We start from the raw sequence: 16,613 nt of genomic DNA, 5'->3' as shown, positions 1-16,613 counted from the left end.
CGGTGCGACGCGAGGGCGGGCAGGGCCGAAAGGCCCGCGCCGCTCAGAGCTTGACCAACGTCCGGCTGTACTGCGGGATCAACCGGATCTTGCCCGCGGTGCCGAAATCTATGGTCACCGTGGCCAGCGGCCCGAAGCCCTCGGCGGCGATCACCCGGCCGAGACCGTACTTGTCGTCGCTGACCCGATCGCCCACGGCGAGCACCAAGTTCGTGTTGTTGCGTGTCGCTCCGCCCGGAGCGGGCCTGCGCGGTCCGCGATCGCGCAAGCCGGGGCGCGGCTCCGACCAGCCGTCGCCGCGCGTCCAGTCCCGCTCCAAGCCGTCGTCGTCCCCGCCACGCCGCCGGATGCCCCTCGTCCCGGGTGATCCGGCCGGCTCGAGCCGCCGCCAGTCGATGAGATGACCGGGGATCTCCTGCAGGAATCGCGATTCCGGGTTCGAGACCGGCTGCCCCCAGCCCGAACGCACCACGGCACGCGTCAGGTACAGCCGCTGCCGGGCCCTGGTGATGCCGACGTAGGCCAGGCGGCGTTCCTCGGCCAGCTCGGTCGGATCGCCGAGCGCCCGCATGTGCGGGAACTGCCCGTCCTCCCACCCGGTCACGAACACCACCGGGAACTCCAGCCCCTTGGCGGTGTGCAGCGTCATCATCGTGACCACTCCGGAGCCTTCGTCCGGGATCTGGTCGGTGTCGGCCACAAGCGAGACCCGCTCCAGGAACGCCGCGAGCGAACCGGGATCCGGCTCGCCTTCGCCCACCTCGGGCAGTAGCCCCTCCTGCCGGGCCGCCTCCGCGTTGTTGTGCGCCTCGGAGCTGAACTCGCGCGCGACGCTGACCAATTCGTTGAGGTTGTCCAGCCGCGCGCCGTCCTGCGGATCGTCGGAGGCCTCCAGCTCGGCGCGATAGCCGGTGCGCTCGAGCACCGCTTCGACGACGTTGCCCACATCGGGGAAGTCCGAGTCGGCGCGCTCGCCCGCGGCCCGGATGTCGTCGAGCAGGTCGAGGAAGCCCGCGATGGCTCGCTGCGCGCGTGTGTTCAGCAGCGCCACCTTGCCTTCGGCGGCGTCGCGCAACGCGGCGGCGAAACCGATCCCGCGCTGTTCGGCGTGCACCGCCACGCACGCTTCGGCGCGGTCGCCGATGCCGCGGCGCGGCGTGTTCAGGATGCGGCGCATGCTCACCGCGTCGTCCGGGTTCTCCAGCACCCGCAGGTAGGCGACGATGTCGCGCACCTCTTTGCGCTCGTAGAAGCGGACGCCGCCGACCACCTTGTAGGGCAGGCCCATCCGGATGAAGATCTCTTCCAGCGCTCGGGAGTTGTTGTTCGTGCGGTAGAACACCGCGACGTCGCCGTAGTTGGCCTCGCCCTGGTCGACCAGCCGGTCGATCTCGCGTGCCACGAACGACGCCTCGTCGTGCTCGTTGTCGGCGACGTAGCCGGTGATCAGGTCGCCCTCGCCGGAATCGGTCCACAGCTTCTTGTCGCGCCGGTTCTCGTTGCGGGAGATCACCGCGTTCGCGGCGGAGAGGATGTGCTGGGTGGAGCGATAGTTCTGCTCCAGCAGGATGGTCTCGGCGTCGGGGAAGTCGCGCTCGAACTCCTCGATATTGCGGATCGTCGCGCCGCGGAAGGCGTAGATGGACTGATCGGCGTCACCGACCACGCACAGTTCACTCGGCGGAACCCGGTCCTCGCCGGCGTCTGCCACGTGGTGGCCGACCAATTCGCGAACCAGGACGTATTGCGCGTGGTTGGTGTCCTGGTACTCGTCCACCAGCACGTGCCGGAACCGGCGGCGGTAGTACTCGGCGACCTGGGGGTGGTTCTGCAGCAGCGCAACCGTCTCGCCGATCAGGTCGTCGAAGTCCAGCGCGTTCGCCGAGCGCAACCTGCGCTGGTATTCGGTGTAGACCCTGGCCACCAGGCCGGGCAGCTCCGTGTCGTCGGATTCCGCGTCCGCGGTGGCGCGGGCCGGGTCGATGAGTTCGTTCTTCAGATTCGAGATGGCGGTCGCGAGCAGGCGCGCGGAGTACTTCTTGGGGTCGATGTCCATGTCGCGGCCGATCATGGTGAGCAGGCGCCGCGAATCGTCCGCGTCATAGATCGAGAAGTTCGAGTTCAGCCCGGGCAGCAGCGCCGCCTGGGTACGCAGGATGCGGACGCAACTGGAGTGGAATGTCGACACCCACATGGCGTTCGCGCGCGGGCCGACCAGCCCCGTCACCCGCTCCCGCATCTCCGCGGCGGCTTTGTTGGTGAACGTGATGGCCAGCACTTGGCCCGGCGTGACGCCGCGCGCGGCCAGCAGATAGGCGATACGGCGGGTGAGCACGGCCGTCTTGCCCGAGCCCGCTCCGGCCACGATGAGCAGCGGGGAGCCCGTGTGCACGACCGCCGCGCGCTGCTGCGGATTGAGGCCGTCGAGCAGCCGTTCGGCCTCCTCGGCGCGCCGCTGCTCCCGCTCGACGCGCTGCCGCTCGCGCTCGGCCTCTGTCGGCGGCGCCTCGGGCACGGCGGCAGGCCGCGACCCCTCCGTCGCGTCACCGCCGGCGAACTGCGGTTTCGATGTCGGATCCGGGTGCACGACCCGGTCGGCCTGCGTCTTGGGAGCCACCGTGATGTCCATCGTCCATCCACGCTACCGGCGGCCACCGACAGAGATGAAGTCCCGGGCGGCATCGGTATCGGTTCGGCGCCGGCGGGCTGAACGGCGCGTGAACTCCCGCTGGTGGGAAGGCCGGGCGAAACGACCTGCGCTTCTCGCGCGATTGCCAAACGTATACGTTTTGCATACCTTCCAGCCCGTGGCAGACTGGCCACATGCTCAGCGCTCTCGCAAGACATCCGATTCGGCTGCCTGCCGGACATCGGGACCGCGGAGCCTGTACCTGAGCGCACCATCTGGGGGGACAATACAAGGCCCCACCAGGTCTGTTTCACGGTGAAAGAACTGATCGGTAACGAGCCTCGAGCACGCGCCGATCGATGTTCTGACACGAGGAGATGAATGATGAGCACCCCTGCCACGACGACCGGGTCCGAATCGGCGCTGCCGCAGACCGAGGCCGAGATCGACAAGCTCCGCAAGGAGATCGATCACCTCGACGCCGAGATCCTGGCCGCGATCAAGCGCCGGACGGAGATTTCCCGGATCATCGGCCGGACGCGTATGGCGTCCGGCGGGCCGCGCCTGGTGCACAGCCGCGAGATGAAGGTGCTGGAACGCTTCAGCGAACTCGGCCAGGAAGGCCACACCCTCGCCATGCTGCTGCTTCGCCTCGGCCGCGGTCGTCTCGGCCACTGAGCTGACAACCTGCGGCGCGCTCGCGAGCCGCTTCCCATAGGCCGCCCCGGGTGTAATGCACCCCGGGGCGGTCGTTTCATGTCCGCATTCAGGTGAGGGCGATGTACTTGGTGGACAGGTACTCCTCGATGCCCTCGGTGCCGCCTTCCCGGCCGAAACCGGACTCCTTGACGCCACCGAACGGGGCGGCGGGATCGGAGATCACGCCGCGGTTGACGCCCACCATGCCGGATTCCAAGCCTTCGGCGATCCGCAGGGCGCGGTCGAGGTCGCGGGTGTAGACGTAGCTGACCAGACCGAATTCGGTGTCGTTGGCGGCGGCCAGCCCTTGCTCCTCGGTCTGGAAGCCCACGATCGGCGCGACCGGGCCGAAGACCTCCTCGCGCAGAATCCGCGCCTGTGGCGGGACATCACGCAGCACGGTGGCCGGGTAGAACCAGCCCGGACCTTCGGGCGCCTTGCCGCCGATCAGCACCCGCGCGCCCGCCGCAACGGCGTCGTCCACCAGTTCCCCGACCGTCCGAAGTTGCTCCTGGTTGATCAGCGGGCCGAGTGTCGTGTCCGGGTCGGCGCCCGGTCCGAGCCGCACGCTGCTCGAGATCGCCTCGACGAATTTGGTCGTGAACTCCTCGAGCACGCTGTTGTGCACGTGGAAGCGGTTGGCGGCGGTGCACGCCTCGCCGCCGTTGCGCAGTTTCGCCAGCATCGCGCCCTGCACGGCGGCATCGACGTCGGCGTCGTCGAACACCACGAACGGCGCGTTCCCGCCGAGTTCCATCGAGGTGCGCAGCAGCCGGTTCGCGGATTTCTCCACCAGCTTCTTGCCGACCTCGGTGGAGCCGGTGAAGGTGAGCTTGCGCAGCCGGGGATCGTCGAGCAGCGGCTGGGTCACCGCGCCGGAGCGGCTGGAGGTGAGCACCGACAGCACGCCGTCGGGCAGCCCCGCCTCGCCGAACAGCTCGGCCAGCAACAGCATCGTCAGCGGCGTCGCCGAGGCGGGCTTGACGATCATCGTGCAGCCCGCGGCCAGCGCGGGACCGATCTTGCGTGTGCCCATGGCGAGCGGGAAGTTCCACGGCGTGATCGCCAGGCAGGGTCCGACCGGCTGCTTGTGCACCATGATCCGGCCCGCGCCCGACGGCGCGTGCAGGTAGCGTCCGTGCACCCGGACGGCCTCCTCGCTGAACCACCGGAAGAACTCGGCGCCGTAGCGCACCTCGTTGCGGCTCTCCGGCAGAGCCTTGCCCATTTCCAGGGTCATCAGCAGCGCGAAGTCCTCCGCGCGGGCGGTGATCCGCTCGAAGACCGAGCGCAGGATCTCCCCTCGCTCGCGGGCCGGGGTCGCCGCCCAGTCGTCCTGCACCGCGACGGCCGCGTCGAGCGCGCGCACCGCGTCTTCCGGGGTCGCGTCCGCGACGTGCGTCAGCGCCTCCCCGGTCGACGGATTGTGCACCGCGAAGGTGCCGGCGCCGGTGGCGTCGACGGGCCGCCCTCCGATCCACAGCTGCTTCGGTACGGATTCGAGAAGTTCGCGTTCGGACACCATGCGGCCAGCCTATGCCGCGCAAGCGCATCCCGGAACGCACGCGGGCGGCCGGATCGCGGCGGTCCGCGGGCTCGGTATCGTGCGCCGCCCGTACCGCCGGTCGTGCGGATGGCCAAGGTAAGGGCGGTGTGGCACAGCGGGTTTTCACCTCGGCGGTGGCGTCGGCCCGCCCGGCTCTCCGGGCACGCATCCGTGCGCGCGGCCGTGCCTGCTTGTACTCTCGGCGAACGTGAGCAGCGACATCACCGCGACGGCGGCATGGCGGAAACTGCACGATCACCACGGCACCGTCGCGGGACGACACCTCAGGGAGTTCTTCGCCGACGACCCGGCCCGGGGCAGCGAGCTGACCGTCCAGGTGGCTGACCTGCACATCGACTACAGCAAGCACCGCGTCAACCGGGAAACGTTGCACCTGCTGGTGGAATTGGCGCGCGAGGCGGGCGTGCCGCAGCGGCGGGACGCGATGTTCGGGGGCGAGCACATCAACACTTCGGAGGACCGCGCGGTCGGCCATGTCGCGCTGCGGCTGCCCGAAGGCGCGAGCATGACCATCGACGGCGCCGACGCGGGCGCCGAGGTGCGCGAGGTGCTGCGACGGATGGGCGAGTTCGCCGAGGCGCTGCGCTCCGGCGCATGGCGCGGGGCGACCGGCGAGCGCATCACGACGGTGGTCAACATCGGCATCGGCGGATCGGACCTGGGGCCGGTCATGGTGCATCAGGCGTTGCGTCACTACGCGGACGCGGGCATCGGCGCCAGGTTCGTCTCGAACGTCGATCCCGCCGACCTGGTCGCGAAGCTGAACGGGCTCGATCCGGCCACCACGCTGTTCATCGTCGCCTCCAAGACCTTCTCCACCCTGGAGACGCTCACCAACGCCACCGCGGCCCGCCGCTGGCTCGTCGCCGCGCTCGGCGAGGACGCCGTGGCCAAGCATTTCGTCGCGGTGTCCACCAATGCCGAGCGGGTCGCGAAGTTCGGTATCGATACCGAGAACATGTTCGGTTTCTGGGATTGGGTCGGCGGCCGCTACTCGGTGGACTCGGCGATCGGCCTGTCGGTGATGGCGACCATCGGCAAGGAGCGCTTCGCGGAATTCCTCGCGGGCATGCACGCCGTGGATCGGCACTTCGCCGAGGCGCCGCTGGAGGAGAACGCCCCGGTACTGCTCGGCATGCTCGGCGTCTGGTACTCGAACTTCTTCGGCGCCGAGTCTCGTGCGGTACTGCCGTATTCGAATGATCTGGCCCGTTTCCCCGCCTATCTGCAGCAGCTGACCATGGAGTCCAACGGGAAGTCGGTGCGCGCCGACGGCACCCCGGTCACCACTTCCACCGGTGAGGTCTTCTGGGGTGAACCGGGCACCAACGGCCAGCACGCCTTCTACCAGCTGTTGCACCAGGGCACCCGGCTGATCCCGGCGGATTTCATCGGGTTCGCCCAACCCACCGACGACCTGGCGACCAGCGACGGCACCGGCAGCATGCACGACATCCTGATGAGCAACCTGTTCGCGCAGACCAAGGTGCTCGCATTCGGCAAGACCGCCGAGGAGATCGCCGCAGAGGGCGCCGATCCCGCACTCGTGCCGCACAAGGTGATGCCGGGCAACCGCCCGTCCACCACCATCCTCGCGCCCCGGCTCACGCCCTCGGTGGTCGGTCAGCTCATCGCGCTCTACGAGCACCAAGTCTTCGTGGAGGGCACGATCTGGGGCATCGACAGCTTCGACCAGTGGGGTGTCGAACTCGGCAAGCAGCAGGCGCTCGCCTTGGCCCCTCTGCTCACCTCGACCGAAGAGCCGCAGCCGCAGGACGATTCGTCGACCGACTCGCTCATTCGCTGGTACCGCTCGCATCGCTAGTGCCCGGTCCGGGTGACTGCCCGCGCCGCGCCTGTTCCAGCCGGTGGACGACGTGCGAGGTCGAGATGGCGGCCAGCGTGCCGACGATGCCCAGATCGAACACGACCTGAACAATGGTGGCGACCTTCGCGGCGGGCCCGACCGCGTGCACGTCGCCGTAGCCCACGGTCCCGAGGGTGACGATCGTGTAGTACAGCGCGTCGGTGCGCGTGTGCAGGCCCTCGAACTGCCCGGGGATGCGCAGCTCGAGCACGTAGTAGTACAGGGCGAAGAACGTCACCACGACGCACACCACGAGCAGCACGTCGTTGATCTGCCCGCCGGCCGTCCTCGGGTTCGTGATGTAGCGGCGGACCCGCCACCGGGCCAGCCAGACCAGCCCGGCGACGCCTACGACGAACGCGATCAGCCCGAGTATCCGGCTGGGCCGCCCGAAATCGGTCCGGAGATCCAGCGGCAAGAAGTAATAGAACAGCAGGACGCATCCCACCGTGAGCCCGTTGCGCAGGGCGCTCGACCGCCTGCCGTTTCGGCGACGTTCCGTCATCCCTTCATCATCTGCCGCGGTAGGACATGCGGGCAGGTGCACGCGCCGGGCGATCGCGGTCCGTCTTCCATCCATGGCGCTCGCCTTCGGCACGGCGGGTGTCGCGACGGTCGGCAGCGCCGATCCGCTTCCGACCGCGGCTGGAGAGGCCGAAGGTGTGCCGGACGCGCTACCGACTCAACCCTCGAGAACCCGATAGCGCCCCGCATGCTCACGCAGGATCAGATCGGCGCGCTCCCTCGTCGGCGCGACCAGTTCCGCATTGCGCAAATCGCTGTCGCGGACTTTGGCGCGCGCGGCGGACGGCGTGCGGCCGCCGCCGATGTGTCGGTCCAAGAGGCGGTCCTCGAGCACGTCGCGCGCCGCGTCCAGGTACCAGCACGCGTCCAGCAGTGCGCGGACCGCCGACCACCGCCGCCCCTCGAAGTCGTCGAGCAGCAGGTAGTTGCCCTCGGTGAGGACGATGGATTGCCGGTCGAACACCACGCCGCCGGGCACCGGGGCATCGATGGTCCGGTCGAAAGTGGGCCATGGCACCGGCTCACCCACGGGCGTGGTGCGCAGGCGTCGCAGTCCGGCGACGTAGCCGTCCACGTCGAAGGTGTCCGGCTCGCCCTTGCGCGCGAGGCTTTCGGTCGTTCGCAGTTCGTCGTTGCTCAGGTGATAACCGTCCATGGGCGCGATCTCGGCGACCATCGCGCCCGCCTCGGCATTGATCGCGTCGCGCAACGCGACCGACAACGTGGACTTGCCCGCGCCCGGCGGACCCGCGATACCGAGCAGATACCGGCCGCGCTCGGCCCGAGCCCGCACTCGCCGGGCCAGCCAGCTCACCGGTCTTTCCACGAACTCCCCTGCCACCGCCGCCACAATACTGTCGCTTCCCGCTCTCGCGCCGCTGCCGTGGACATCCCGCGATCCACACTCGTCCACAGGATGACCCGAATGGTCGAACATGTGAGCCATCGCTTGTCGCTCGGAGCGGACGGCCATAGCGTCGTCGCCATGAGTGCGATCGAGAACAAGAAGCTGCTCGCGGACATCTTCGAGCAGATGTCGCTCGGCCATGCCCGTGCGCTGAGCGACGCCATGGCCGACGACTTCCGCTGGATCTTTCCCGGCGACTGGTCCTGGGCCGGCATCTGGGAACCGAAAAGCGTCGTGCTGGAGCAGCTCCTGCGTCCACTCATGGCTCAGTTCACCGAGTACCGCAACACCGCGGAGACGATCATCGCCGAGGGCGATCGCGTCGTCGTGCAGGCGCGTGGCCAAGGCGTGACCACGCGCGGCGAAACCTACGATCAGACCTACTGCTTCGTCTTCCGAGTATCCGAAGGCAAGCTGCGCGAAGTGGTCGAGTACTGCAACACCGCGCTGGTCGAACGCGTGCTGACCCGGCCCGCGTGAGGCAGGCGGCTCAGACGAACGCGCGCTCCACGATCGCGCCGGTGTCCACGCCGGTGGGCAGCGTGCCGAACGCGATACCCCAGTCGTCGCCGAGCCGGGTGGCGCAGAACGCATCGGCGACGGCGGGGTGACCGTGGCGCACCAGTTGCGCGCCTTGGAGCACGAGCGCCATCAATTCCACGACCCGCCGGGCGCGGTACTCGATGTCGTCGAAGTCCGACAGCTCCTTGCCGACCCGGGCGATCGCGTCGTCCAGTCGCGGGTTCTCACCCTTGGCCGACGACACCTCGTCGAAGTAGGCCTCGACGGTCTCCGGCTGACGTCCCATGGCACGCAACGCGTCCAGCGCGGCGACGTTGCCCGACCCTTCCCAGATGGACATCAGCGGCGCCTCCCGGTACAGCCGCGGCATGCCGGATTCCTCGGCGTATCCGTTGCCGCCCAGGCATTCCAGCGCCTCGGCGGCGTGTGCGGGCGCCCGCTTGCACACCCAGTACTTGGTGACCGCCAGCGCGATGCGCCGCAGCGCCGCCTCGGCCGGATCCCGGCCCGCCCGGTCGGTGGCCCCGGCCAGCCGCATCATCACGGTGGTCGCGGCGTCGGACTCGATCACCAGATCGGCGAGCACGTTACGCATGGCGGGCTGGTCGATCAGCTCGGCGCCGAACGCCTTCCGGTGCCTGGCGTGGTGCACCGCGTACACCGTGCCCGCACGCATGCCGGTGGCCGAGCCGATCACGCAGTCCAGCCTGGTCATGTTCACCATCTCGATGATGGTCTTGACGCCCGCGCCCTCCGCGCCGACCAGCCAGCCGACGGCGTTGTCGTACTCGATCTCCGAGGAGGCGTTGGACTTGTTGCCCAGCTTGTCCTTGAGCCGCTGGATGCGGATGGGATTGCGGGCGCCGTCCGGCAGCACCCGGGGCAGCAGGAAGCAGGAGAGTCCGCCGGGCGCCTGCGCCAGGGTGAGGAACATGTCCGACATCGGGGCGGAGGTGAACCATTTGTGCCCGACGATCCGGTAGGAGCCGTCCGGCTGCGGCGTGGCCGTGGTGGTGTTGGCGCGGACGTCCGAGCCGCCCTGCTTCTCGGTCATCGACATGCCCGCGATGAGTCCGGCCTTGGTCGACGGCTCGCGCAGGCCGAAGTCGTATACGCGGGAGCCGAGCAGCGGTTCGTACTTCGCCGACAGTTCGCGGTTGTGCCGCAGGGCGGGGACCACCGCGTAGGTCATCGAGATCGGGCACATGTGGCCCGCGTCGGCGACGCCCCAGGTGTAGAACTTCGCCGCGCGCGCCACGTGCGCGCCGGGGCGGTCGTCCAACCACACGGCGCCGTGCAGGCCGTGCTCGACGGCGACGCGCATCAGGTCGTGCCAGTGCGGGTGGAACTCGACCTCATCGATGCGGTGGCCGTAGCGGTCGTGGGTGCGCAGCACCGGCGGGTATTCGTTGGCCAGCCTGCCCCACTCCTGCGCCTGCGCACCGCCCGCGAGCGCGCCCAGCTCCCGCACTTCGGCTTCGGCCCAGCCCGCGCCTTCCCGGTGCAGACCCTCGAGCAAGGCCGGATTGCGCGCGACGTCGAACGGCACGATGTCGGGCACCTGATTGAAGACTTCATGCGTCTGCATCTGACACTCCTGATTCCAGCCGAGCGCTGCCTGCGCCCGGGTCGTCGCGCACGCCGAGCGCGCGGATCGCGAAAGCGATGAGTTCGGGGACGACGGATTCGCCGTGGGGCGCGTCGGCGAGCGGGCCCACCAGAACCTCGCCGATCGCGCCGACCAACGCGGCCGCGCTGATCCTCGGGTCCTGCGGTGGGAGTTCGCCGCCCGCGATGCCCTCGGCCACCGCGGATTCGAAGGTCTCGGCGAACGCGCGCCGGAAGTGCAGGCGTTCGCTGTCCACGGCGGCGTCGACCGGCTCGGCGAGCAACACGTAGGCCAGGTTCGGGTTCTTCAGCGCGCGGCCGGCGAACGTCTCCACCGCGGCGGTCACCCGTTCGATCGCCGTTCCGCGCGCACCCGCCGCGGCCACCGCGGCGACCTCGCGGGCGACCACTTTCCGGAACACCGCGCGTACCAAGTCGGCCTTGCCGTCGAAGTTCTTGTAGACGGTGCCGGTGGCCACGCCCGCCTCGGCCGCGACCGCCGCCATGGTCAGCGCGGCGTATCCGCCGCTGGACAGCACCTTGGTCGCGGCCTGCACGATCAGCCCCGCCTGGGCGTCCAGGCGGGCCTGCACAGCAGGGGTTCTGCGGTAGGCCACCCAAGAAGTGAAGCACGGATTCATTTCTTCACACAAGGGTGCTTTTACGGCGTATGGTCGAGCGCGTGACCGTACTGATCGAACGCAACGGCCCCGTGACCACCGTGATCCTGCACCGGCCCGAGGCACGCAACGCGGTGGACGGACCGACCGCCGCCGCGCTGGCCGAGGCCTTCCGTGAGTTCGACGCGGACCCGGACGCGGCGGTCGCGGTGCTGTGGGGCGACGGCGGCACGTTCTGCGCGGGGGCCGACCTCAAGGCGCTCGGTACCGAGCGCTCCAACCGCGCCGAGGAGGATGGTGACGGCCCGATGGGGCCGACGCGGATGCGACTGTCCAAACCGGTGATCGCCGCGGTCTCCGGCTACGCGGTGGCAGGCGGGCTGGAACTCGCGCTGTGGTGCGATCTGCGCGTCGCCGAGCGCGACAGCACCTTCGGCGTCTTCTGCCGCCGCTGGGGCGTCCCGCTGATCGACGGCGGCACCGTGCGGCTGCCGCGGGTCATCGGCATGGGCCGCGCCATGGATCTGGTGCTCACCGGACGCGCGGTGGGCGCCGACGAGGCGCTCCAGATGGGTTTGGTGAACCGCGTCGTGCCCACCGGCGAAGCCCGCCGCGGCGCGGAGGCGCTCGCCGCGGAACTGGCCGCGCTGCCGCAGACCTGCCTGCGCTCGGACCGCATGTCCTTGCTCGAGCAGGAGGGAATGACCGAGGAGTCCGCGCTGCGCAACGAGTTCCGGCACGGCCTGACCGCGCTGGCGGGCGGCGCTCTGGACGGCGCGCAGCGCTTCGCGTCGGGCGCGGGACGCCACGGCGCTCGCGCCTGAGCCAGATGGGCCGACTGAGCGTCGTCGACGAGATCTTTCTGCGGACCCACCGCGGACTCGGCACGCCCATCGCCCTGCAAGGGCTGTGGCGAACTGCCGATCGGGTGGACCCAGCGCTCCTGGTCGGTGTGCATGAAGCCCTGCGCGCCGGACCGCTGGGGCGCAGAGTGATTCGCGCGCGCGTGCCGGGCGCTCGGCGAAGCTGGCGACCGAACGTCCGCGCCTACCCGATCGCGCGCGCCGAGGGCGTTCTCCCGGTCGCGGAACTGCTCGACTGGGCAGACGCGCAGGGCGCCGGGCTCGATCCGGAATACGGTCCCGGGTGGCGGCTGTCGACCGCCGCGCTGGACGACGGCGGCTCGGTCGTATCCCTCACGTCCTCGCACGCGCTGGCCGACGGGCGAGCGCTGGCGCTGGCCGTCGACGATGCACTCGGCGGATCACGGGTGCGCCCGCCGAATCCCGCCGCGCGGGAATCGGACTGGTCCGACGCCCGGCGTCAGTGGTCGGTCGTCCTGCGCGGAACCGCGGCGGCACTCCGGCGCGGGATACCGCCGCGGCCCGCCGCCGCGCTCCGGGACGAGCATCCGCGCGGAGGCGACAGCACGACGCACAGCGCAATCCTGCAATGCCCGGCCGCGCGGTGGGATCGCGTCGCCGCGCGTGACGGCGGCACCGCCAACAGCCTGTTCATCCACCTCGTCGCGACCATGCTGTGGGACAGCGGGTTTCCGGGTGCGACGATCGCGGCCAGCCTGCCCGTCGACACCCGCGACGAACCCCGCGTCGACAATGATCTGGCCATGACGCGCATCGCGATCACCCGAACCGACACCCCGGGGACTATCCGCGCACTCGCCCGTTCGGCGTACGAGCACCGCATGTCCGCCCCGAGCGGCATGCCCGAAGAACTACTCCAGGTGATCCCGGACCGCTGGGCGCACACCTTGTCCAAAGGCGCGGGCGAACTGGACATCTTGTGTTCCAACATCGGAACGCTGCCCGCCTCCTTGCGCACGCTCGGCCCGCACCGCTGCACGGGCGTCGCCGCCCGCGCCATCCATCCCGGCCTCACCACCGCGCGACTGCCCCGCACCCGGCTCTCCGGCTATCTGTGCCGCATCGGCGAGGACTACGTGCTCAGCCTGGTGAGCCTCGATCCGGCGCGCATCGGTTCCGCCGACGCGTTGCGCGAGTTGGCCGGGCGCGCGGTGAGATCCGCGGGACTGCGCGCGTACGCGTGGTGAACTAGCGGCCGCAATCGACGCGAGACCGCGTCGACCAGCGACCGCAAACTCGGATCTGGTATGAATCAATAGTTCATTCGCCATTCCAGGCAATTCGGGCGATGCCGACGAGACCGCTTTCCGGTCGCGTCGGCCGACTCGCCGTGTCGGCGCGATCACGGGCCTGAGCGGCACCGCCCGATAGAGTTCCACTGCCGCGTACGCCGAATGGAGTTCGCGACGAACCATCTGCCGTGCGGGCCCGTTCGCGTACGAAGTTCCGATTCGATCGATACTCGACTGGAGCATGATGAACCGCAAGCATTCGCGTACCCTTGCCGCGATCATCGCGGTGATCGTGGCCGCTACCGGCTCTTTCGCTGTTTCCGATACCGTTGCGGGGGCCGAGCCGGGTGTGGTCGGCACCGGCGGGCTACATTTGATCGCGTCGGTGGACTACAACAACGTCGTATCCGTCGGCGGTGATGTCGCATTGGGCATTCCATTCGCGCACGCCGCCAAAGTGTCCGGGGACTTCTCGGTTGTTTCCGATGGCGCCTCGACACTGCGTGCGGGGCAGATCGTCGCCGGGTATCTGATCGGCTGCGCGGTGGACATTTCCGACGGTATCTCGGTGTCCATCGCCGCGGCCGCGGGCGCCGGTGTCGAATTCACACCCGGGATCGTCATCGAGCTGGGTGGGATCGATTTCGGGGAATTCAACGAGTACGGGATGCTCGAGGAGTTGCCGGTCGTCGTCGCTCCCACCATTGCCATCGGCGCGGACACCACCTTCGGCGTAAACGGCGAACTCGGCGGTGAGATCACGGTGAATCTGGCGCCGGGCAGTGTGACCGCGGCGGTTATCGCCGAGGCGGACCTGGACGAGGAGTCGACGTTCCCCTTCACCTTCGCCCATACCAACACCGCGTTGAATGTCAACGGATGCCTTTCCCCGGCCTCCGCGATGCCGTTCATCACCGTCCGGGCCGAGGCAAGGAACGGCATCGCGCAAACGACGGGTTACGGTCCTCAGTTCGTATTCTGAGCGCGGCCGCACTTCTGCTCGTCGCTCACCCGGATAAAGCGGCATCAGGACGGCACATCTCTAATTCTCGGACCGGGCGCGGAGTGATTCCGCGCCCATCCACGAATCCCTCTTCCTACTTCGCACCGCCGCTCGGCATCCGGCGCCCGCCGTGGCCGATGCGGAGTTCGCGCAGTAGGTGAGGGCGCTCAGGAGTGGACGCGCTGGAGGACGTCGGCGGGGACAGGGATGCCTGGGGTTAGATCCGGAGAGTCGACAGGAGCGTCCCACACCGGGCGCAGAGGAAGGACGCCCGCCCAGACGCCGCCCACCTCGATATCGGCCTCGTCGTCCTTGGGACCGCCCTCGCGAACCTTCACCGACGCCTCGGTGAGGTCGAGAGCGAGCACCGCGGTAGCGGCGAGTTCTTTCTTGTTCGGGGGGCGCACGCGCGACCAGGAGCCGGGCGCGGCGTGTTCGACGATCACGCGCAGCCCGTGCACGCGCTCGGCGGGGTCGGTCACGGCGCGAGCACGGCCGAGCACGACGGCGGAGCGGTAATTCATGGAGAAATGCATGGCCGAACGCGCGTAGACCACGCCGTCCACCAGAGTCACGGCTACCGAGATGTCATTCGCGAGTGCCGCGCGCATGTTCCCCGCGCCGGTCGAGCCGTGCAGGTAGAGCGTGTCGCCGTCGCGGCCGTAGGCGGTCGGCAGCACGACCGGCGCGCCGCCGAGCAGCACGCCGAGGTGGCAGATCAACCCGGCGTCGAGCACCGCGTCCAAGTCGGCGCGATCGGTCCGGGCCCGGTCGGTCGAACGGGTCGGTGTGCTGCGTGGCGTCGGGGACAGTGGCGGCCGTGGGTGGACTGGTGCGGTCATGCACTCAGCATCCAGCCGGGAATGGCATGATCAAAGTGCCAATTCGATCGATTTTCAGCAGTCCACTTCCGGGGGCAGCCTATGCTGGAGGACCTTCCACTGCACCTGGATCGCGACGCGACGCGACCACTGTCGGTGCAGATCGCCGACCAACTGCGGCGCGCCGCGACCACCGGACCGCTGCGCGGCGGCGACCGGCTGCCGTCCACCCGCGCGCTGGCCGATCGACTCGGCGTGAGCCGGACCGTGGTCTCCACCGCCTACGACCAGTTGCACGCGGAGGGCTGGATCAACGGCAGGCGCGGCTCAGGCACCTACCTGACCACCGCACCGGCGGACATGCCAGCGCGCACCGTTTCTTCCTCCAGTACGGACGCCGCGCCGCGTCTGTTCGACCTCTCCCCGGGTGCTCCGTGCGTCGAGGCCATCGATCCGGCAGCGTGGCGGCGCGCCTGGCGCACCGCCGCGGATCACGCCCCGCTGGTACGCAAGGACCGCGCGGGCGAACCGGAATTCCGTACGGCGGTCACCGAGCATCTGTTGCGTCACCGCGGGATCGGCGCGGGCAGCGGCACCGTGCTGCTCGCCACCGCCGGTACGAGCGCGGCGGTAGGCGAATTGGCCGCCGCACTGCTGCGTCCGGGCGATGCCGTCGCCATGGAGGACCCGGGTTACCAGCGCGCCGCCGGGGCCTTCGCGGCGGCCGGTCTCGACGTGATCGCGGTCCCCGTGGACGGGGACGGCCTGCGCGTCGATCTGCTGCCGCCCCGGATCAAAGCGGTGTATTGCACTCCCGCGCATCAGTTCCCGCTCGGCGCGCGGATGCCTGCGGCGCGGCGGGTCGAACTGGTCGAGCACGCGCGACGATCCGGGATCTTCGTCATCGAGGACGACTACGACGGGGAATTGCGCTACGACACCGCGCCGCTGCCGTTGCTCGCCACCATGGCTCCCGACGTCGTGGTGCACTTGGGCACGACCAGCAAGATCTTGTCCCCGAGCCTCGGTGTCGGCTGGCTGCTCGCCGCCCCTGAGATCGCCGAGGCGGTGCTCGCCCACCGGGAGCGCACCGGCACCGGCCCGAGCCCGGCGGGCCAGCGGGTGCTGGTCGCCTTGGCCGCCCACGGCGATCTGGCCAGGCACCTGCGCAGGCTGCGCCGCGCGCTGCCGCCGCGCCGGGCGCTGGTGGTGACCGAGCTACGCCGCCGGGGACTCGGCGTGCTCGGCGACGACGCGGGATCGCACGTCGTCGTGCCGGTGGAGTCGGCGCGGGCCGAGCGGCGCGTGGTCGCGGCGGGGCTGGCGTGCGGTGTCGCGCTCGACGGCCTGGCCCGATACCACCTGGGAGCCCGCCGTGAGCACTTCGGCATCGCGCTCGGCTACACAGCGCTGCCCTGGCCGGAACTTGCCGCCGCCGCACCGTTGGCCGCCGCGTGCCTCGCCCGGCCGTAGCATGGTCCGCATGAGCGAACAGGACATCTTGGCGCGCATCAAAGAACTGGTCGACCAGGAGCACCAGCTGCGCTCGCAGGCCAGCCACGGCGAATTGGACCCCAAGACCGAACGCCAGCGCCTGGCCGAGCTGGAAGTGATGCTGGATCAGGCATGGGACCTGCTCCGCCATCGCCGGGCGCGGCTCGATCAGGGCCGGTCCCCGGATGGCGTCCAGGCGAACTCGGTGTCGCAGGTCGAGGGTTACCTGCAGTAG

15 protein-coding genes are annotated in these 16,613 nt (G+C 69.6%); 8 read left to right on the top strand and 7 right to left on the bottom strand.

What is annotated here, in order from left to right; genetic code table 11:
- Positions 1 to 43: 43 nt before the first annotated feature.
- A complete protein-coding gene (gene pcrA / locus K8O92_12870) occupies positions 44 to 2,629 on the bottom strand; it encodes a DNA helicase PcrA (GenBank protein ID UAK34650.1) in 2,586 nt (861 codons plus the stop codon).
- A gap of 384 nt (positions 2,630 to 3,013) precedes the next feature.
- On the opposite strand from pcrA, the gene K8O92_12865 reads away from it, so the two are divergent.
- Complete coding sequence (locus tag K8O92_12865) at positions 3,014 to 3,307, top strand: chorismate mutase (GenBank protein UAK35661.1); 294 nt, start codon at positions 3,014 to 3,016, stop codon at positions 3,305 to 3,307.
- Positions 3,308 to 3,395: 88 nt separating this feature from the next.
- Here K8O92_12865 and K8O92_12860 read toward each other — a convergent pair whose 3' ends face one another.
- Complete coding sequence (locus K8O92_12860; protein ID UAK34649.1) at positions 3,396 to 4,853, bottom strand: NAD-dependent succinate-semialdehyde dehydrogenase; 1,458 nt, start codon at positions 4,851 to 4,853, stop codon at positions 3,396 to 3,398.
- A gap of 229 nt (positions 4,854 to 5,082) precedes the next feature.
- Here K8O92_12860 and pgi point away from each other — a divergent pair, with 229 nt between their 5' ends.
- On the top strand, positions 5,083 to 6,720 hold the full coding sequence (pgi, locus tag K8O92_12855; protein ID UAK34648.1) for a glucose-6-phosphate isomerase: 1,638 nt from the start codon (positions 5,083 to 5,085) through the stop codon (positions 6,718 to 6,720).
- Here the strand turns inward: pgi and K8O92_12850 are convergent.
- Entirely contained in the window at positions 6,692 to 7,267 is a 576-nt protein-coding gene (locus tag K8O92_12850; GenBank protein ID UAK34647.1) for a potassium channel family protein, read from the bottom strand. The genes pgi and K8O92_12850 overlap by 29 nt on opposite strands.
- Before the next feature lie 177 nt (positions 7,268 to 7,444).
- Complete coding sequence (locus tag K8O92_12845; protein UAK34646.1) at positions 7,445 to 8,224, bottom strand: nucleoside/nucleotide kinase family protein; 780 nt, start codon at positions 8,222 to 8,224, stop codon at positions 7,445 to 7,447.
- 48 nt (positions 8,225 to 8,272) lie between these two features.
- Between K8O92_12845 and K8O92_12840 the strand changes: the two genes are divergently transcribed.
- Positions 8,273 to 8,674 (top strand): nuclear transport factor 2 family protein, encoded by a 402-nt coding sequence (locus K8O92_12840; GenBank protein ID UAK34645.1) that lies wholly within the window; start codon positions 8,273 to 8,275, stop codon positions 8,672 to 8,674.
- 10 nt (positions 8,675 to 8,684) lie between these two features.
- Here the strand turns inward: K8O92_12840 and K8O92_12835 are convergent, their stop codons facing one another.
- On the bottom strand, positions 8,685 to 10,304 hold the full coding sequence (locus K8O92_12835; protein ID UAK34644.1) for an acyl-CoA dehydrogenase family protein: 1,620 nt from the start codon (positions 10,302 to 10,304) through the stop codon (positions 8,685 to 8,687).
- Complete coding sequence (locus K8O92_12830; GenBank protein ID UAK34643.1) at positions 10,291 to 10,941, bottom strand: TetR/AcrR family transcriptional regulator; 651 nt, start codon at positions 10,939 to 10,941, stop codon at positions 10,291 to 10,293. The genes K8O92_12835 and K8O92_12830 overlap by 14 nt, the downstream gene beginning before the upstream one ends.
- Before the next feature lie 53 nt (positions 10,942 to 10,994).
- Between K8O92_12830 and K8O92_12825 the strand changes: the two genes are divergently transcribed.
- From K8O92_12825 to K8O92_12815, 3 genes are all read left to right on the top strand, one after another.
- Positions 10,995 to 11,768 (top strand): crotonase/enoyl-CoA hydratase family protein, encoded by a 774-nt coding sequence (locus K8O92_12825; GenBank protein ID UAK34642.1) that lies wholly within the window; start codon positions 10,995 to 10,997, stop codon positions 11,766 to 11,768.
- A 5-nt stretch (positions 11,769 to 11,773) separates the two neighbouring features.
- Positions 11,774 to 13,015, top strand: a complete 1,242-nt coding sequence (locus tag K8O92_12820; GenBank protein ID UAK34641.1) for a hypothetical protein — start codon at positions 11,774 to 11,776, stop codon at positions 13,013 to 13,015.
- A 286-nt stretch (positions 13,016 to 13,301) separates the two neighbouring features.
- Positions 13,302 to 14,042, top strand: coding sequence for an MspA family porin (locus K8O92_12815; protein ID UAK34640.1), 741 nt, complete (start codon positions 13,302 to 13,304; stop codon positions 14,040 to 14,042).
- Positions 14,043 to 14,230: 188 nt separating this feature from the next.
- Here K8O92_12815 and K8O92_12810 read toward each other — a convergent pair whose 3' ends face one another.
- The gene (locus K8O92_12810) at positions 14,231 to 14,905 is read right to left on the bottom strand and encodes a pyridoxamine 5'-phosphate oxidase family protein (GenBank protein UAK34639.1); all 675 of its coding nucleotides are present in this window, start codon (positions 14,903 to 14,905) and stop codon (positions 14,231 to 14,233) included.
- A gap of 81 nt (positions 14,906 to 14,986) precedes the next feature.
- Between K8O92_12810 and K8O92_12805 the strand changes: the two genes are divergently transcribed.
- On the top strand, positions 14,987 to 16,357 hold the full coding sequence (locus K8O92_12805; GenBank protein ID UAK34638.1) for a PLP-dependent aminotransferase family protein: 1,371 nt from the start codon (positions 14,987 to 14,989) through the stop codon (positions 16,355 to 16,357).
- Between the two features lie 10 nt (positions 16,358 to 16,367).
- Entirely contained in the window at positions 16,368 to 16,613 is a 246-nt protein-coding gene (locus K8O92_12800) for a DUF2630 family protein (GenBank protein UAK34637.1), read from the top strand.

Origin of the sequence: Nocardia asteroides (assembly GCA_019930625.1) — a bacterium.
GTDB classification, from domain to species: Bacteria; Actinomycetota; Actinomycetes; order Mycobacteriales; family Mycobacteriaceae; genus Nocardia; species Nocardia sputi.
This window is presented reverse-complemented; position numbering and strand designations above follow the sequence as displayed.